We start from the raw sequence: 14,587 nt of genomic DNA on the forward strand, positions 1-14,587 counted from the left end.
TACGAGAACCCGCCGGCCAGCACGACCGCGTCGACCTGCTTGAGGTCCTTGTCACGGTGCCACAGCGACACCGGCTCGGCACCCGCCAGACGCACCGCACGCAGCGCGTCCCGGTCGTCCAGCGTCCCCGGGAAGGTGACGACTCCGATACGAGCGGTCACGACTCCACCTTCACGACGAAGTCCTCGATGACGGTGTTGGCGAGGAACGTTTCGGCCATCTCATGGATGCGGGCGAGGGCGGCGTCGTCGACCGGCCCCTCCACCTCCAGCTCGAAGCGCTTCCCCTGACGGACGTCCGCGATCCCGTCGAATCCCAGACGGGGCAGTGCACGCTGCACCGCCTGTCCCTGGGGGTCGAGGATCTCGGGCTTGAGCATGACGTCGACTACGACGCGAGCCACGGGCACTCCCGGTGGTGTGTTGCGAGGGCGGTTCCCTCAGCGTACCCGGCCCGAAAATCTACGCGAGTAGATATGCCGGGGCCCTCAGCGAAATCCCGGATAAGAATCCCTGACGCCTTTGCGGCGGACACGCGCAGAAAATTGCCGGGGCTTCACAATGCGTGGCCGTGCGCTGTACAAAGGAATACAGAGGAAAGCAGCATTGCCCCTCGATGGCCGAAAAGCCGGTATCACCGCACGTCAGAACCGGTGATACCGCAGTGAAAGGACCGATATCCGTGGCTCAGCGAGTAGTGGTCACGCTCTCCGACGACATCGACGGAGGAGAAGCGGCGGAAACGGTGATGTTCGGCCTCGACGGGAAGTCGTACGAGATCGACCTCAATACGTCCAATGCAAAGAAACTGCGCAAGGCCCTGGCCCCGTACGTGGCCGCGGGCCGGAAGATGACGAACGTCACCAAGCGCGACAAGTCACGCGTCTCGTACCGGCACACCTCGCTCGAGCCGTCCCCGGCCGCGGTCCGCGCCTGGGCGCAGTCGCGCAAGATGGACGTACCGGCCCGGGGCCGCATCCCCAAGCACGTCTACGAGGCGTTCCGCGAGGCGAGTTGAGCCGTCGGCCCGGGAGGCCGGCGCACGGCGCCCGGACGTGGACGCCGGCACAGCGAGTTGCACTGCACCCCTGGTGATCGGCTAGAGTCTGGAGCACGCCGAGGGGCAAGGCCGAAAAGGCCGGGCCCACCGAGCATGCGGGTGTAGTTCAGTAGCAGAACATCCCCCTTCCAGGGGGAAGGCGCAGTGTGCAATTCCTGTCACCCGCTCTGCACCACTATTACCGTCCACCGATGTGGATCAGGTACAGTGGTGAACGCACCGCCCGGTGAGAGCCGAGCGGCAGCAATGCGGACGTGGCTCAGTTGGTAGAGCATCACCTTGCCAAGGTGAGGGTCGCGAGTTCGAATCTCGTCGTCCGCTCAGAGAGCGAAGGCCCTGGTCGATATGACCGGGGCCTTCGTTGTTCTCCGATTCGGGAGGACTTCCCGTGTGAGGGTCGCCACAGAAATCGACGTCCAGAGGCTTCGGCGACCAGCACCCCGTAACTGTGTCCCTGGTGCCGATCGACCGCTCACGCCGCCTGAGGACCGGCACTTGGGCCCGCCCGGCACCTGTGCGCTCGCCGGTCGGCCACCCCTCGGAGGAGCCCGGCGAGGCCCGGGCCGGAGATCTGTACGGCGGTATGTCTCACCGAGCCGCGAGTTTGGGTATAGTGGTCTCCGCGCTACGGCGCATGCGGACGTGGCTCAGTTGGTAGAGCATCACCTTGCCAAGGTGAGGGTCGCGAGTTCGAATCTCGTCGTCCGCTCAGATGAAGAAGCCCCCGGCGATCTCGCCGGGGGCTTCTTCGTCTGCCGTTACTGCCAGGCCGTCCCGGTCAGCAGCTCGTACGCCTCCAGGTACTTGGCCCGGGTCGCGTCGACGACGTCCTGCGGCAGGGCGGGCGGCGGCTGCTCGCTCCTGCGGTCCCAGCCGGAGGCCGGGGACGTCAGCCAGTCACGCACGTACTGCTTGTCGTACGACGGCTGCGCGTGGCCGGGCTCCCAGGAAGCCGCGGGCCAGAAGCGGGACGAGTCGGGGGTCAGCACCTCGTCCGCGATGACCAGGGTCTCCCCGTCGAAGCCGAACTCGAACTTCGTGTCGGCCAGGATGATGCCCCGCTCACGGGCGATGTCGCGGGCACGCGCGTACACGTCGAGCGTCGTGCGGCGCAGGTGTGCGGCGGTCTCCGCGCCGACCTGGCGGGCGACCTCCTCGTAGCTGACGTTCTCGTCGTGGTCACCGACGGCCGCCTTGGTGGCCGGCGTGAAGATCGGGGCGGGCAGCTCGGAGCCGTCGACGAGGCCCTCGGGGAGCGCCAGCCCGCAGACCGTGCGGGTCTGCTCGTACTCGGCGAGGCCGGAGCCGGTCAGATAGCCGCGGGCGACGCACTCGACCGGGACCATGTTCAGCGACTTGCAGATCAGGGTGCGGCCCTCCCAGTCGGCGGGGGCGCCGGCGGGCAGGTCGGTGGAAAGCACATGGTTCGGGACGAGGTCCTGCAACTGCTCGAACCACCACAGGGACAGGCGGGTGAGCACCCGGCCCTTGTCGGGGATCTCCGTGGGGAGCACCCAGTCGTAGGCGGACATGCGGTCACTTGCGACCATCACGAGGTCGCCCGCCTCGTTCCGGTACAGGTCGCGCACCTTGCCGGTGTGCACGTGCATCAGGCCGGGCACCTGGATCGGCTCGGGCTTTTCGACGAATCCGGACACGGTTCCTCCCCGTGGTTACGTACAACGGCTCCGATTGTCCCGTATGCGGGCGGGAGTCTCCTGACCAGGGGTGCCGGACGCGCCGGATCATCGCCTGTCCTCTCTTTCGGATCAGGCCGGATCAGCTGAGCGGGGGGTACCCCGCCCTTAGTCACGTTTGCAGATGCGGTCGAGGAGGTTGGCGGTCGCGCGCTGGATGCGGGGGTCCACGTGGCCGGGCCGGTCGAGGGCCGGTGACCAGGCGAAGGTCCCCGACGCGAAGACCAGAGCGCCGGAGGGAGCCCGGTACAGCGACGTCTCCTGGTGGCGCACCACGCCCTCGCCGTCCTCGTACGGGGAGTGCGCGAGCAGGATGCGGCTGACGTGCTCCGGCAGCGCGGTGCGCGGGAAGTAGCGATCGGCCTCGCCCGCGACCAGACCGGGCAGCTCGTCGCCCTCTCCGGCGCCGGTCGCCTCCCACAGCCAGTGGTCCGCGTTGCGCACGACGAGGGGCGAGGGCTCCGGGACCCGGCCCGCGTACTGGATGCCCAGCAGCAGCTGCTCTGACCGGCCGACCTCACGCCACAGGGCCGGTTTGCCGGGGCCACGGCGCTTGCGGCACGTCAGCAGCCGCTCGGGCATACCGGACGGGGAGGGGGCGAGCTCGACCTGCCAGTACATGGTGTTGGCGGAGAGGAAGACCAGTGAGGTGCCGCGGTCGCGGGCGGTCTCGGCCGCGTGGCGCATCGGAGCCGACCAGTACTCGTCATGGCCGGGGAAGACCAGACCGCGGTAGCGGGAGGGATCGATGCGGCCCGCGTGCAGATCGCGGGTGTCGGCGTAGGCGAGGTCGTAGCCGTACCGCTCGGCCCAGCGGATGAAGTCGTACGCGTGGCCGACGTGCAGAGGCAGGCCCGCCCCTGCGTAGGGGCGGTCGAAGGAGACGGTGACGGCGGCGTCCTCCTCGCCGAGCAGCCGGCCGTTCCCGTCCCACGCGTGGTACAGGCTCGCGCCGGTGCGCCCGTCCTCCGGATAGAGGTTGTAGGCCTGCCACGTGACGTCGGGCAGGAGCAGCAGCAGATCGGCCGGGCGGTCGTCGCGGACCGTGAAGGGGATGTGGGAGCGGTAGCCGTCGAGGGTGGTCAGCACGGCGACGTATGCGCCGATCGACCAGTACGAGGGGATCTGCAGCCGCCACGAGAGCCACCAGTGGTGGCACGAGACGGTGCGGTCGGCGGTGAGCGGGGGCGGCTGGACGATGCCGGACAGCCGCGGGCTCGTGGTGATCTTGGCGGCGCCGTCGCCGCCGTAGTGACCGATGCGGTAGATGTCGACCGAGAACTGCTGCGGCGGGTCCACGGTGATGTGGAAATCGATCGCCTCGCCGGGCGCGGCGGCCCCGGGCGACACGAAGCCCTTGATCTGGAGGCGTACGTCGTCGGCGGTGCGCGGGCCGCCTGAGCCGCCGCGGGCCAGCGCCGGGTCGGCGTACCAGGGCACGACTTGGCCGGTGTCGCCGAAGTAGTGCTCACCGCCGCGCAGCCAGGGCAGCGGGCCCTGGCCGAAGGGATCGCTGACGGCGTGGGCGAGCGCGCCCGATTCCCATCGCCGGATCTGCTCCGCCCCCATGTCGCGCCCCTCCCTCGGTGCCCCGGTACATCGTCGATGCGCCGACCTGTTCAGCGCCGGTCTCCAGCACATCACATAACGCACTCACTCCGTCACCGTTCGTCGTGAATCGGCGGGAAGGAGAAGAGATCGTTCCGTATGAGGGGGATGTGGGCCGCGAGTGACAGGGGTGGCGGGCCCTACACGGCTCAGGCGAGGCGCACCGGCTTCTCCGGCCGGACGCCGAGGGAGCGCAGCCAGACCCGCAGCGGCTGCGCGTCGCCGTCCTCCACCAGGCTCAGCACGGGCGCCATGAGGTCCGCCCGCCGCTCGCCGTCGATCAGCAGCGCCGGGCCGTCCAGCCAGTCCAGCCCGGGCGCCGCCCCCACGGTGTCGATCGCCGTGCAGCACACCATCGCGACGACGTGGTCAGTGAGCAGGTCACGGCCGCTGCGCGGCGGCTGGAGCGGGAACAGCGGCAGCGGCTCCCCGCCCCACAGGGCCAGCACGTCACCCGCGCCGTCCAGGGCGACCGCCGGCCGGCCCTGGGCCCGCGTCGGCTCACGTGCCGCCTCCTCGCGTGCCGTGCGGGCGGTGAGCGCGGCCGCGAGATCGTCGCTCGCCGCACCGCCGGGCCGTTGCGACAGATGCTCGATCACACGGGCGAGGGTCGGCCCCTCGGGCCCGGTCGCGGGCGGTACCCCCAGCTCGTCGAGGACCCGGTGGATACGGGCCGCCTCCGTACGCCACTTGCGGTCGACGACCTCGTCCGGATAGTGCTGCCAGTCCACCGGGGACCAGTCGGGGCCGGCCTCGGCGGGGCCGCCGTGGAACAGCCGCGCCGCCAGCAGCGACGCCGCCTCGTCCACGGTGCCGGGCTCCTCCAGCAGATCGCAGGCGGGACGTTCGCCCAGCCGCGAGGTGAAGCCCTCGGCGAGGCGGTCACGCCGGGAGAGCTCGGTCAGCGCCGCCACGACTCCCGCGTCCAGCCGCGAGGGCCAGCGGCCCATGTGCCAGGCGGGCAGGGCCACCCTGGTCAGCAGCCGGTCCCAGCCCGCGTAGGCGAGACCCACCTGCTCCTGGGCGACGATCCGCAGACCGTAGTCCATGCCCTGTGCCCGCTCGGACGCGGCGGCCGCGACCCAGCGCTCCATCTCGGCCGCGTGCATCTGGCAGCCGCGCAGCAGAAGCCGGGCTATCCGGCCGGTCAGGAGGGACAGCGGCCTGCGTATGGACCGCCGCCCCCCGGGGCCGGTCGCGTCGGCGACCGCCGCGTCCAGGCCTCGTACGAACCGGCGGGCGGCGGCTATGTCGGGGTCGGCGGCGAGGCTGGTGCCCGCGACGACCGGGCCGAGCACCGCCCGCAGCTCGGCGACCCGCATCCACCACAGGAAGGGCGAGCCGATGACCAGGACCGGCGCCTCGCCCGGGCGCCGCCTGGCCCCGGATATCGCGTGGGCCGGGTGCGTACGGTCCTCGAGCCAGCTGTCGCAGTCGGGGGTGAGCGCGAGCGCGGACGGCGCGGGCACGTCCAGGCGCTCGGCCAGGTCGTGGACCAGGCGGTACAGATCGGGTGCCGAGCGCTCCGGGAGCTCCACGGTCGGGCTGAGAGCGGGGGCGGCCCGGGCGATCACCGCGGCGACGGCCACGGCGGCGAGCAGCACGACCACCGCGCACACGGTCACCGTCCAGCGCGCGGTGTCCCAGCCCGAGCCGCTCATCCTGCCCGTCGCACCGCCGGCCAGCAGGATCACGGCGACGGCTGCGGGGAGCAGCGCCACGGCCGCCGCCCAACCGCGCACACGCAGCACGGCGAAGGCCTTGGAACGGGCGCCACGAGCGCCCACCGACTCCCCGATAGCGGTACCGGTCACGACCGGACGTCACCCCCTCTGCCCTGCGGCGGTGTTGGTCACTCCCCCACTGTGGCACCGCCCACTGACATCGCAATGCCGGTGGGCCAAGTGCCGGAACGCCTGCGCCGCACCCTAGTTGGGGCTTGGGCGACCGTCATCCGGATGGCTCAGGCATCACTCGATGGAATGGCTTTGGGCAATGCATCGGACGCGGCGGACGGCAGTGGACAGTGGGCATGGAAGTGCAGGTCGGGCCGGTGTCACCGGGCGTACGCACGGGGTCGGCGGTTTCCCGCGCCCTGCTCCGTCGCCACCGCCGGGTGCGGGCGGTTCGACCGGATCCGGCACACGGACGGGGCCCGGCGTGCTGTGCGCCGGGCCCCGTCCGGGAAGAAGGTGCGCTCGTGTAGGTGAGCCGTACTCCGCCCGTCAGCCCTCCGCGGCGGCGCGGGCGATGTCCGTCCGGTGCTGGGAGCCCTCCAGGCGGATGCGCGAGACCGCCCGGTACGCGCGCTCGCGCGCCTCGGCCAGGTCCTTGCCCGTCGCCGTCACCGACAGCACCCGGCCGCCGGCGCTCACGATCGCGTCGCCGTCGCGCTTGGTGCCGGCGTGGAGGACGTACGCGTGGGGCGCGTCCTCGGCGGCGACCTCGTCGAGGCCCTCGATCGGGTCGCCGGTGCGCGGCGTGCCCGGGTAGTTGTGGGACGCGACGACGACGGTCACGGCCGCGTCGTCCCGCCAGTTGAGCGGAGGAAGGGTGTCCAGCGTGCCGTTCGCCGCGGCGAGCAGGACCCCGGCCAGCGGCGTCTTCAGCCGGGCGAGCACGACCTGCGTCTCCGGGTCGCCGAAGCGCGCGTTGAACTCGATGACCCGCACACCGCGTGACGTGATCGCCAGCCCCGCGTACAGCAGCCCGGAGAAGGGCGTGCCGCGACGGCGCATCTCGTCGACCGTCGGCTGGAGGACGGTGTCCACGACCTCGTCGACCAGCTTGGGGTCGGCCCACGGCAGCGGGGAGTACGCGCCCATGCCGCCGGTGTTCGGGCCCTCGTCGCCGTCGAGCGCGCGCTTGAAGTCCTGGGCGGGCCTCAGGGGCACGACCGTCTCGCCGTCGGTGATGGCGAAGAGCGAGACCTCGGGGCCGTCGAGGTACTCCTCGATGACGACCCGGCCGCACGCGAGCGCGTGTTCGCGGGCCTGCTCCAGGTCACTCGTGACCACGACGCCCTTGCCGGCGGCGAGTCCGTCGTCCTTGACCACGTACGGGGCGCCGAAGGCGTCGAGCGCCTCGTCGATCTCCTCGGGGGTGGTGCAGACGTAGCTGCGGGCGGTGGGCACCCCCGCCCCGGCCATCACGTCCTTGGCGAAGGCCTTGGAGCCCTCCAGCTGCGCCGCGGCACCCGACGGGCCGAAGCACGGGATCCCGGCGGCGCGGACCTGGTCGGCGACACCGGCGACGAGCGGCGCCTCCGGGCCGACCACGACGAGCTCGGCGCCGAGGACGGTGGCGAGCCGCGCGACGGCCGGGCCGTCCAGCTGGTCGACCGGGTGCAGCTCGGCGACCTCGGCGATACCGGCGTTTCCGGGCGCGCAGTGCAGAGCGGTGACGTCGGGATCGAGGGACAGAGAGCGGCACAGGGCGTGTTCGCGGGCGCCGCCGCCGATGACGAGGACCTTCACGGGCGCAAGCCTAACCGCCGGGCACCCCACGGCGTCGTACGGGCCTCTGAGGGCACACCCGCTACTCGTTCGTATATTCCTCCACGACCGTGGCTCCGAGCTCGCGCACGATCAGGTCGTGCCCGGAGAGTGCCGAGTCGACGAGATCCGGATCGTCCTCCTCCGGGACGTCGTCCTCCAGCGAGACCGGTGGGGGCGGCGGCGGACTGTACGTCTCGGCCGGGCGCACCGGCTCGGGGACCGGCTGCGGCGGGGCCGCCTGAGAAGGGGCGGACGGGGCGGGCCGGGGTGCGGGGGCCGCCGGGGCGGGCGGGGCCGGAGCGGCGGCGGGGGGCCTGTTCTGCCCGTGGCCGCCCTGCCCGCCGTAGCCACCGCCGGACTGGCCTCCGTAGCCGCCGGGGCCGGGCTGGCCGCCGTAGCCTCCCGGTCCGCCCGAGGGCTGGCCGCCGCCGGGGCCTCCGCCCGCACCGCCGGACGGATCGACGATCGCCTCGACCTTCCACTGCACGTTGAACTGCTCGGCGAGCGCCTGCTTCAGGACGTCCTCGCTGCCGCTGCTCGCGAAGTTGTCCCGGGCGCCGGCGTTGATGAAGCCGAGCTGGAGGGTGGTGCCGTCGAAGCCCGCCACCTGCGCGTTCTGGCTGAGGAGGATCCAGGTGAAGCGGCGGCGGTTCTTCACGGCCTCCAGGATGTCCGGCCACATGTTCCGTACCTGGCCGGCGCCCTGGGACATGGCGGGAGCCGGTGCGGGCGCGGCAGCGGCGGGGCCTGCGGGCGCGGGCTCCGGGGTCCGGGGTGGCTGGGGGGCGGCAGGCGGTGCGCCCTGGCCGGGGGTCGAGGCGGTGGGCCAGCCACCGGGCCGCCGCGGGGCCTCCGGGGCCGCGCCGCCACCGGTCGCGCCCGGCCAGGCACCGGGCCGGGCCGGCGCGGGCTCGGGGGCCCGGGGCGCTTGAGGGGCGGCGGGCTCGGGCGTGGACGCGGGCGCCGGAGCTGCCGCGGCCGACGCGGTCGCGGGAGCCGGTGCCGGTGCGGGCGGAGCCGCCTCGGGCCGTACGGCGGCGCGCGCCGCCGCGGGACCGCCACCGGGCGGCACCGGGGCGTGCGCCTGGGCCTCGGGCCCGGGGACGTACCCCATGGCGGGTGCCGGCCCGCCCGCCGAGAACGTCGCACCGCGCTCCAGCCGGTCGAGCCGGGCCTGCACGGACCGCTCGTCGTCGAAGGCGGCGGGCAGCAGCACGCGGGCGCAGATCAGCTCCAGCTGGAGCCGCGGGGATGTGGCGCCGCGCATCTCGGTCAGTCCGGTGTTCACCAGGTCGGCCGCGCGGCTGAGCTCGGCCGCGCCGAAGACGGACGCCTGCGCCTGCATGCGTTCCACCACGTCGGCGGGCGCGTCGATCAGGCCCTTGGTGCCCGCGTCCGGAACAGCGGCGAGGATCACCAGATCCCGCAGCCGCTCCAGGAGATCGGCGACGAACCTGCGCGGGTCGTTCCCGCCCTCGATGACGCGGTCCACGACCTCGAAGGCCGCGGCGCCGTCGCCCGAGGCGAAGGCGTCCACGACCGAGTCGAGCAGCGACCCGTCGGTGTATCCGAGGAGGGCGGTGGCCATGGCATACGTCACACCGTCCTCAGCCGCTCCGGCGAGCAGTTGGTCCATGACGGACATGGAGTCACGCACGGACCCCGCCCCGGCACGCACGACGAGGGGCAGCACGCCGTCCTCGACGGGGATGCCCTCGTGGCCGCACACCTCGGCCAGGTACTCCCGGAGCGTGCCCGGCGGAACGAGGCGGAACGGGTAATGGTGCGTCCTGGACCGGATCGTCCCGATGACCTTCTCGGGCTCGGTCGTCGCGAAGATGAACTTCAGATGCTCCGGGGGCTCCTCGACCACCTTCAGCAGGGCGTTGAAGCCCGCCGAGGTGACCATGTGGGCCTCGTCGATGATGTAGATCTTGTAGCGGCTGCTCGCCGGGCCGAAGAACGCCTTTTCGCGCAGGTCACGGGCGTCGTCCACGCCTCCGTGCGACGCCGCGTCGATCTCGATGACGTCGATCGACCCCGGCCCGTTGCGCGCGAGATCGCGGCAGGACCGGCACTCGCCGCAGGGCGTCGGCGTCGGCCCCTTCTCGCAGTTCAGACAGCGGGCGAGGATGCGGGCACTGGTCGTCTTGCCGCAGCCGCGCGGCCCGCTGAAGAGGTACGCGTGATTGACCCGGTTGTTCCGCAGGGCCTGCTGCAACGGGTCGGTGACATGCTCCTGCCCGATGACCTCGGCGAACGACTCGGGGCGATAGCGGCGGTACAGCGCAAGGGACGACACGCTTACGAGGTTATCGGGGCCCGCCGACAATCGAGGCCGCCCCGAGAGCCCAGGCCCCCGCGCAGTCCCCGCACCACGCAAGCGCCCCTCACGCACCCGCCAGAGCCGACCTACCCTTGCTGCCTTCCGGCCCTGGGGGAGTTCAGTCAGATAGCGCCACGTGAGGGGCTGCGCCCAGGTTACCCGATGCAGGGGGGTGGTCGGACCCCCGGTTCCGGGCCGATGGGAACGGGTTCGCGAGCACTCCTCGGCGTCATGTAATGTTTCCGGCGGAGGATTCGCCTAGAGGCCTAGGGCGCACGCTTGGAAAGCGTGTTGGGGGCAACCCCTCACGAGTTCGAATCTCGTATCCTCCGCCAGCCCAGAGGGCCGGACCGCATCAGCGGTCCGGCCCTCTGGCGTTCGTCGGCCACAGTTTCCGTCTCAGTCGTCGCAGACGCCTGGCTCGAGCGTGATCAGGTTCCACACAGCCGCCTGTTGCCAACAAAGAGCGGAGCACGGTCGGTCAGCCCACGGATACGCAGTCTCCGAGCCTTGCGGGAGCAGAAGTGTCGCGGGCGAAGTCGGCCTCGATGCCGCCGACAGTGCCCTTCCGGACCAGGGTGTCGCCGCGGTCGTGGCTGTAGGCGGCGTGGCGCTTGATGCAGGCAAACACGCAGTCGCCACGTCCGGTGTCGATCTTGAAGCCCTCGCTGTGGGACGGGGGCCGTCGGCGTGGCCGGTCTCGGTGCTGCCGGTGATGACGCCGGGGCAGCCGCTGTTCTTCTTCAGGGCGATGACTCCCTGGGCGCTGCGGGCGCGGACGCGCCGCCGAAGGACGTGCAGGTACGCCGGTTGCGGTCGCTGCACTTGCCGAGGGACTTCCACGTGAGGCCGGCCGCACTCAGCGGCCCCCGACCTGACGGTGCGTCAGCGTGGTGCCGTGGAGGCGCCGTGAGAGCGGTCGGCGCGTGGGTCGTGGTCCTGGACACGAGCTTCTTCCACGTCTTCGGGCCGATGACCCCGCCGACGGCCAGGCCGTTCCGGCTCCGGGACGCCTCGACGGCACGTTCGGAACGGTGACCGACGCCGGGGTCCGCGCCGTCCAGAAGTGCAGCGGCATCGCCGTCGACGGCCAGGTCGGCCCGCAGGCCTGGAGACACCTCGGCACCCCCACACCGGGCTGCGGCCACTGACGCCCCGCGTCGCGGCACCCGGATACCGTCCCCCGGACATGCAGTCCCCGGTAGTCCTCTCGATCTCCCGAGTCCCAGTCGTCGCTGAGAACCCTGAGGTCGAGCGGATCTGCCGGGGGCCTGGCCAGAGCCGACAAGTGGGTCGCGCCGGGTCGGTGGACGTCTCCTCCGACGGTACGGCTCGCTCTGGTTCTCTGGTGTATATCGGATTTTCCTCCTCATTCACCGCAAGTCAAGGCTTACGGGAAATCAGACGGGCCGGGTCACGGCGATCCTGAGGACCGGACCGAGCCCGGACACGGCCAGGCGCTCACGGCCGTTCCACCGGCGCGTCACGGACCGGGCCCGTGCGGGCTTTGGGGACACTGCCGTCATGACCGACGCATCGAAAGCAGTCCTCGAGGGCGGCCCCGCCGATCTTCCGGAGCGGATCGTCTCCCTCTCCGACGCGGCCGCTCCCGGGAGCGACCTCAAGATCCCGTTCCGCGGCGGATACGAGCACTTCAAGGCCACACCGCGGCGGCAGGAGACCGCCGAGGGGGCGTTGCCCGTCTACGAATGGTGGGAGCGCACGGAACTCCCGGGCTGAGCGCCGCTCGGCGCGTCACCCGGCCACCTCGTGCGCGCTGCGGACGAAGGCGCAGGCCGTGGGTGCGCCGTCGCTCGCGCGCCGGACTCGCGGGCCGTGGGTGGGTGTGCCGTCGCTCGCGCGCCGGACTCGTCGCCTCCCGGCGTAGCTCCGCTCGCCGCCGGCAGCGCATTCGGGCCGCATTCCCGGCCGGCGCGATTCTCATGCTTCGGATCCGGGATTCCGCACCGAAATCACCGCCGCCCGCTCAATCCGTCCCGCCACGGGAAAATCTCCCCTGTACGGAGAAAAGGCGCGCCGCCGATACGGGAAAGAGCCGCTCCCGCCCGGGGAAGAATGCTGTCGATGCGGGAAAAGCATGCCGTTCCGATTCCGGTCCGGACATGCGCGTGGGCCCCGGGACTGGTTATTCCGGGGCCCTGTCCCGCCCTCGTCACCCGCGGTTACGCGGGCGGGGCGGGCAATGCTCGTGGCCGGGAAGGCCGAGAAGACCAGGAAGGCCGTTCTCAGATGCCCGTGGTCTGCACCGAGACGAGACCCTGGACCCCACCGGTGACGGCGGCGACGGGCACGACGGAAGCGACGGCGTGGGCGGCGCCGACGACGTCACCGACGTTCACGGCAGCACCGTAGCCGTTGACACCGGCGTGGGCGCTGGCGATACCGCCGGAAATGCCGTCCAGCTCGCTGTCGGAAATCTCGGCGGTCTCGACGGGGGTGAAGTCGTTACGCACTTTCTCTCCCTTTCCATACTGGGGGATTCCTGGACTGACGCCGAACGAGTGCGCCAAAGGAAAACAGGCCGGCGAAAACGGTTCGCCTGACGCCCGGAGCGGGTATCGGCAATCGCGACTCCCGCTCCACAGGATGAGATCACGCCAACGGACCAACCGGCAACTTACGCTCCGGTTTTGACGGTGAATACTTCTTCACGACAACGCCAACTGACGTGCACTTTCGTCTGGCACATCGGCGGACGAATACCACCGACGGGAATCCGGGCGAGATGTCGTCAGATGTCTAATTCCTGGGCGTATCGGGGTACAGATGAGCCGAAATACACCGCGTCACAAGACGCGTTCCGGGCGGAGGCGGTCCCTCTGCCAGGACCGCGACCGAGGGCGCAGGCCAGGAAGGGGGTCGACGATGAGGGACGGCATGGACGACTGGGGGGACGCCGCGGACACGGTCGCCGCACTGGCCGAGCTCTACGGGCTGGAGCGACTGGCGGTGGAGGGCGGGCTGTTCCGCCGGACGTGGGCGGGGCCGCCGGACGCCACGGGACGCCCGGCCGGTTCGGCGATCATCGTGCTGCTCACCGCCGACGACGACGGCTTCTCGGCCATGCACCGGCTGCCGGTCGACGAGGTGTGGCACTTCTACGGCGGCGACCGGCTGGAGCTTGTGCTCCTCGACCCTGACGGCAGCAGCCGGGTCGAGCTCCTGGCAGCCCCCGGCTCCGGAGGGCGGGTGCAGGCCGTCGTGCCCGCGGGCACGTGGATGGGCGCGCGCGTGGCGGCGGGCGGGGCGTGGTCGCTGTGCGGCACGACGATGTCCCCCGGCTTCGTCGCCTCCGACTACGAGGGCGGGGACGTCGGCGAACTCGTCGCCCGGTACCCGCGGGAGGCGGACCGTATCCGGGCGCTGTGCCGTCCGCACGCGCCCCTGCGCATGACCGACGAGGAGACCGGCGATGGCTGATCACCCGTCCGACCGCAGCCCCGGCCGCGCGCCCGCCCCGCCGGGCGGTTCGGCGAGTGATCCGCCGGGAAACCCCGCGAGCAGCCGGCCCGCGGACCCCGCACTGCCCCGGCTCACGGGCTCGGTCGCGCTGGTCACCGGAGCGGGCGGACTGATCGGCGGGGGCGTCGCCCGACGCTTCGCGCAGGCCGGCGCCGCCGTCGTCCTCCACCACCGGCCGGGCGGCCGGCCGGTCGCCCACCTCGTCGAGGCGATCACGGCCATGGGCGGAATGGCGCTGCCGGTCGAGGCGGACCTGACGGACGAGCGCGCGTGCCATCGGCTGATCGAGGCGGCGGCCTCCTGGCGGGGGCGGCTGGACGCGCTGGTCCACAGCGCGGGGATCCAGCCGGTCCAGGATCTCGCGGGCATGACGGCCGACGACTGGCGTCGCATGTCCGAGGCCAATGTGACCAGCGCGTTCAGCTGCACCCAGGCGGCCGCCGGCGTGATGTCGGACCAGGGCGGCGGCACGATCACGCACATCGCCTCGATCGAGGGCAGCCGTCCTGCTCGCGGGCACGCGCACTACAGCGCCGCGAAGGCCGCCCTGATCATGTTCGCGCGCGCGGCGGCACTCGAGTACGGCCCGCGCGGCATCCGCGTCAACACGGTCTCCCCCGGCCTGATCCACCGGGACGGCATCGAGGACGCGTGGCCCGACGGCGTCCGCCGCTGGACCGGGGCCGCACCCCTGGCCCGGCTGGGCCGCCCCGAGGACATCGGGAACGCGTGCGTGTTCCTCGCCTCGGACGCCGCCGCCTGGATCAGCGGCCACGACCTGGTGGTGGACGGCGGCGTCAGCGCCCGCCCGACCTGGTAGCGCAGCGGCGGCCGGAAGGGCGGACCGGCCGGTGCACACCCCTTGTCGATACACGAATGCATCCGATACGTTCGCGCATCGAATGAGGGGACCGGCC

At 71.9% G+C, this 14,587-nt stretch carries 12 protein-coding genes, 4 tRNA genes, 1 other RNA gene and 1 pseudogene; 9 read left to right on the forward strand and 9 right to left on the reverse strand.

Features of this window, described 5'->3' with window-relative positions; all coding sequences use genetic code 11:
* Together AB0K02_RS25040 and purS are read right to left on the reverse strand one after the other, a co-directional pair.
* Positions 1–161, reverse strand: a pseudogene (locus AB0K02_RS25040) (phosphoribosylformylglycinamidine synthase subunit PurQ); the annotation flags it as partial.
* Positions 158–403 carry a phosphoribosylformylglycinamidine synthase subunit PurS gene (purS, locus tag AB0K02_RS25045; protein WP_215092426.1) on the reverse strand — a complete coding sequence of 82 codons (246 nt, stop codon included), beginning with the start codon at positions 401–403 and terminating at the stop codon, positions 158–160. The gene purS and the pseudogene AB0K02_RS25040, both read right to left, overlap by 4 nt.
* 278 nt (positions 404–681) lie before the next feature.
* Here purS and AB0K02_RS25050 point away from each other — a divergent pair, with 278 nt between their 5' ends.
* The 4 genes from AB0K02_RS25050 to AB0K02_RS25065 all read left to right on the forward strand — a co-directional run bounded on the left by AB0K02_RS25050 (position 682) and on the right by AB0K02_RS25065 (position 1,768).
* Complete coding sequence (locus tag AB0K02_RS25050; protein ID WP_365994770.1) at positions 682–1,017, forward strand: Lsr2 family protein; 336 nt, start codon at positions 682–684, stop codon at positions 1,015–1,017.
* Positions 1,018–1,154: 137 nt separating this feature from the next.
* Positions 1,155–1,226, forward strand: a tRNA-Gly gene (locus AB0K02_RS25055).
* Positions 1,227–1,307: 81 nt separating this feature from the next.
* A tRNA-Gly gene (locus tag AB0K02_RS25060) sits at positions 1,308–1,380 on the forward strand.
* A 315-nt stretch (positions 1,381–1,695) separates the two neighbouring features.
* Positions 1,696–1,768 (forward strand) — tRNA-Gly (locus AB0K02_RS25065).
* A 49-nt stretch (positions 1,769–1,817) separates the two neighbouring features.
* Here the strand turns inward: AB0K02_RS25065 and AB0K02_RS25070 are convergent.
* The 6 genes from AB0K02_RS25070 to ffs form a co-directional block, all read right to left on the reverse strand.
* Positions 1,818–2,717, reverse strand: coding sequence for a phosphoribosylaminoimidazolesuccinocarboxamide synthase (locus tag AB0K02_RS25070; protein ID WP_365994771.1), 900 nt, complete (start codon positions 2,715–2,717; stop codon positions 1,818–1,820).
* A gap of 147 nt (positions 2,718–2,864) precedes the next feature.
* Positions 2,865–4,325 (reverse strand): N,N-dimethylformamidase beta subunit family domain-containing protein, encoded by a 1,461-nt coding sequence (locus AB0K02_RS25075; protein ID WP_365994772.1) that lies wholly within the window; start codon positions 4,323–4,325, stop codon positions 2,865–2,867.
* A gap of 188 nt (positions 4,326–4,513) precedes the next feature.
* Entirely contained in the window at positions 4,514–6,178 is a 1,665-nt protein-coding gene (locus AB0K02_RS25080) for a hypothetical protein (RefSeq protein WP_365994773.1), read from the reverse strand.
* 411 nt (positions 6,179–6,589) lie between these two features.
* Positions 6,590–7,840, reverse strand: a complete 1,251-nt coding sequence (purD, locus tag AB0K02_RS25085) for a phosphoribosylamine--glycine ligase (RefSeq protein WP_365994774.1) — start codon at positions 7,838–7,840, stop codon at positions 6,590–6,592.
* 61 nt (positions 7,841–7,901) lie between these two features.
* Positions 7,902–10,163 (reverse strand): DNA polymerase III subunit gamma and tau, encoded by a 2,262-nt coding sequence (locus tag AB0K02_RS25090; protein WP_365994775.1) that lies wholly within the window; start codon positions 10,161–10,163, stop codon positions 7,902–7,904.
* Positions 10,164–10,237: 74 nt separating this feature from the next.
* Positions 10,238–10,336: signal recognition particle sRNA small type (gene ffs / locus AB0K02_RS25095), an RNA gene on the reverse strand.
* A 98-nt stretch (positions 10,337–10,434) separates the two neighbouring features.
* On the opposite strand from ffs, the gene AB0K02_RS25100 reads away from it, so the two are divergent.
* The 3 genes from AB0K02_RS25100 (at position 10,435) to AB0K02_RS25110 (ending at position 11,927) form a co-directional block, all read left to right on the forward strand.
* Positions 10,435–10,522: transfer RNA gene (locus AB0K02_RS25100), tRNA-Ser, on the forward strand.
* A 591-nt stretch (positions 10,523–11,113) separates the two neighbouring features.
* Positions 11,114–11,338, forward strand: coding sequence for a peptidoglycan-binding protein (locus tag AB0K02_RS25105; RefSeq protein WP_365994776.1), 225 nt, complete (start codon positions 11,114–11,116; stop codon positions 11,336–11,338).
* Between the two features lie 373 nt (positions 11,339–11,711).
* A complete protein-coding gene (locus tag AB0K02_RS25110) occupies positions 11,712–11,927 on the forward strand; it encodes a DUF5988 family protein (RefSeq protein ID WP_365994777.1) in 216 nt (71 codons plus the stop codon).
* Between the two features lie 506 nt (positions 11,928–12,433).
* Here the strand turns inward: AB0K02_RS25110 and AB0K02_RS25115 are convergent.
* Positions 12,434–12,661 carry a hypothetical protein gene (locus AB0K02_RS25115; protein ID WP_365994778.1) on the reverse strand — a complete coding sequence of 76 codons (228 nt, stop codon included), beginning with the start codon at positions 12,659–12,661 and terminating at the stop codon, positions 12,434–12,436.
* A gap of 424 nt (positions 12,662–13,085) precedes the next feature.
* Between AB0K02_RS25115 and AB0K02_RS25120 the strand changes: the two genes are divergently transcribed.
* Both AB0K02_RS25120 and AB0K02_RS25125 read left to right on the forward strand, forming a co-directional pair.
* Entirely contained in the window at positions 13,086–13,628 is a 543-nt protein-coding gene (locus AB0K02_RS25120; RefSeq protein ID WP_365994857.1) for a cupin domain-containing protein, read from the forward strand.
* Positions 13,621–14,490, forward strand: coding sequence for an SDR family oxidoreductase (locus tag AB0K02_RS25125; RefSeq protein WP_365994779.1), 870 nt, complete (start codon positions 13,621–13,623; stop codon positions 14,488–14,490). The genes AB0K02_RS25120 and AB0K02_RS25125 overlap by 8 nt, the downstream gene beginning before the upstream one ends.
* Positions 14,491–14,587: the final 97 nt, after the last annotated feature.

Source organism: Streptomyces sp. NPDC049597, assembly GCF_040675505.1.
Lineage (GTDB): Bacteria > Actinomycetota > Actinomycetes > Streptomycetales > Streptomycetaceae > Streptomyces.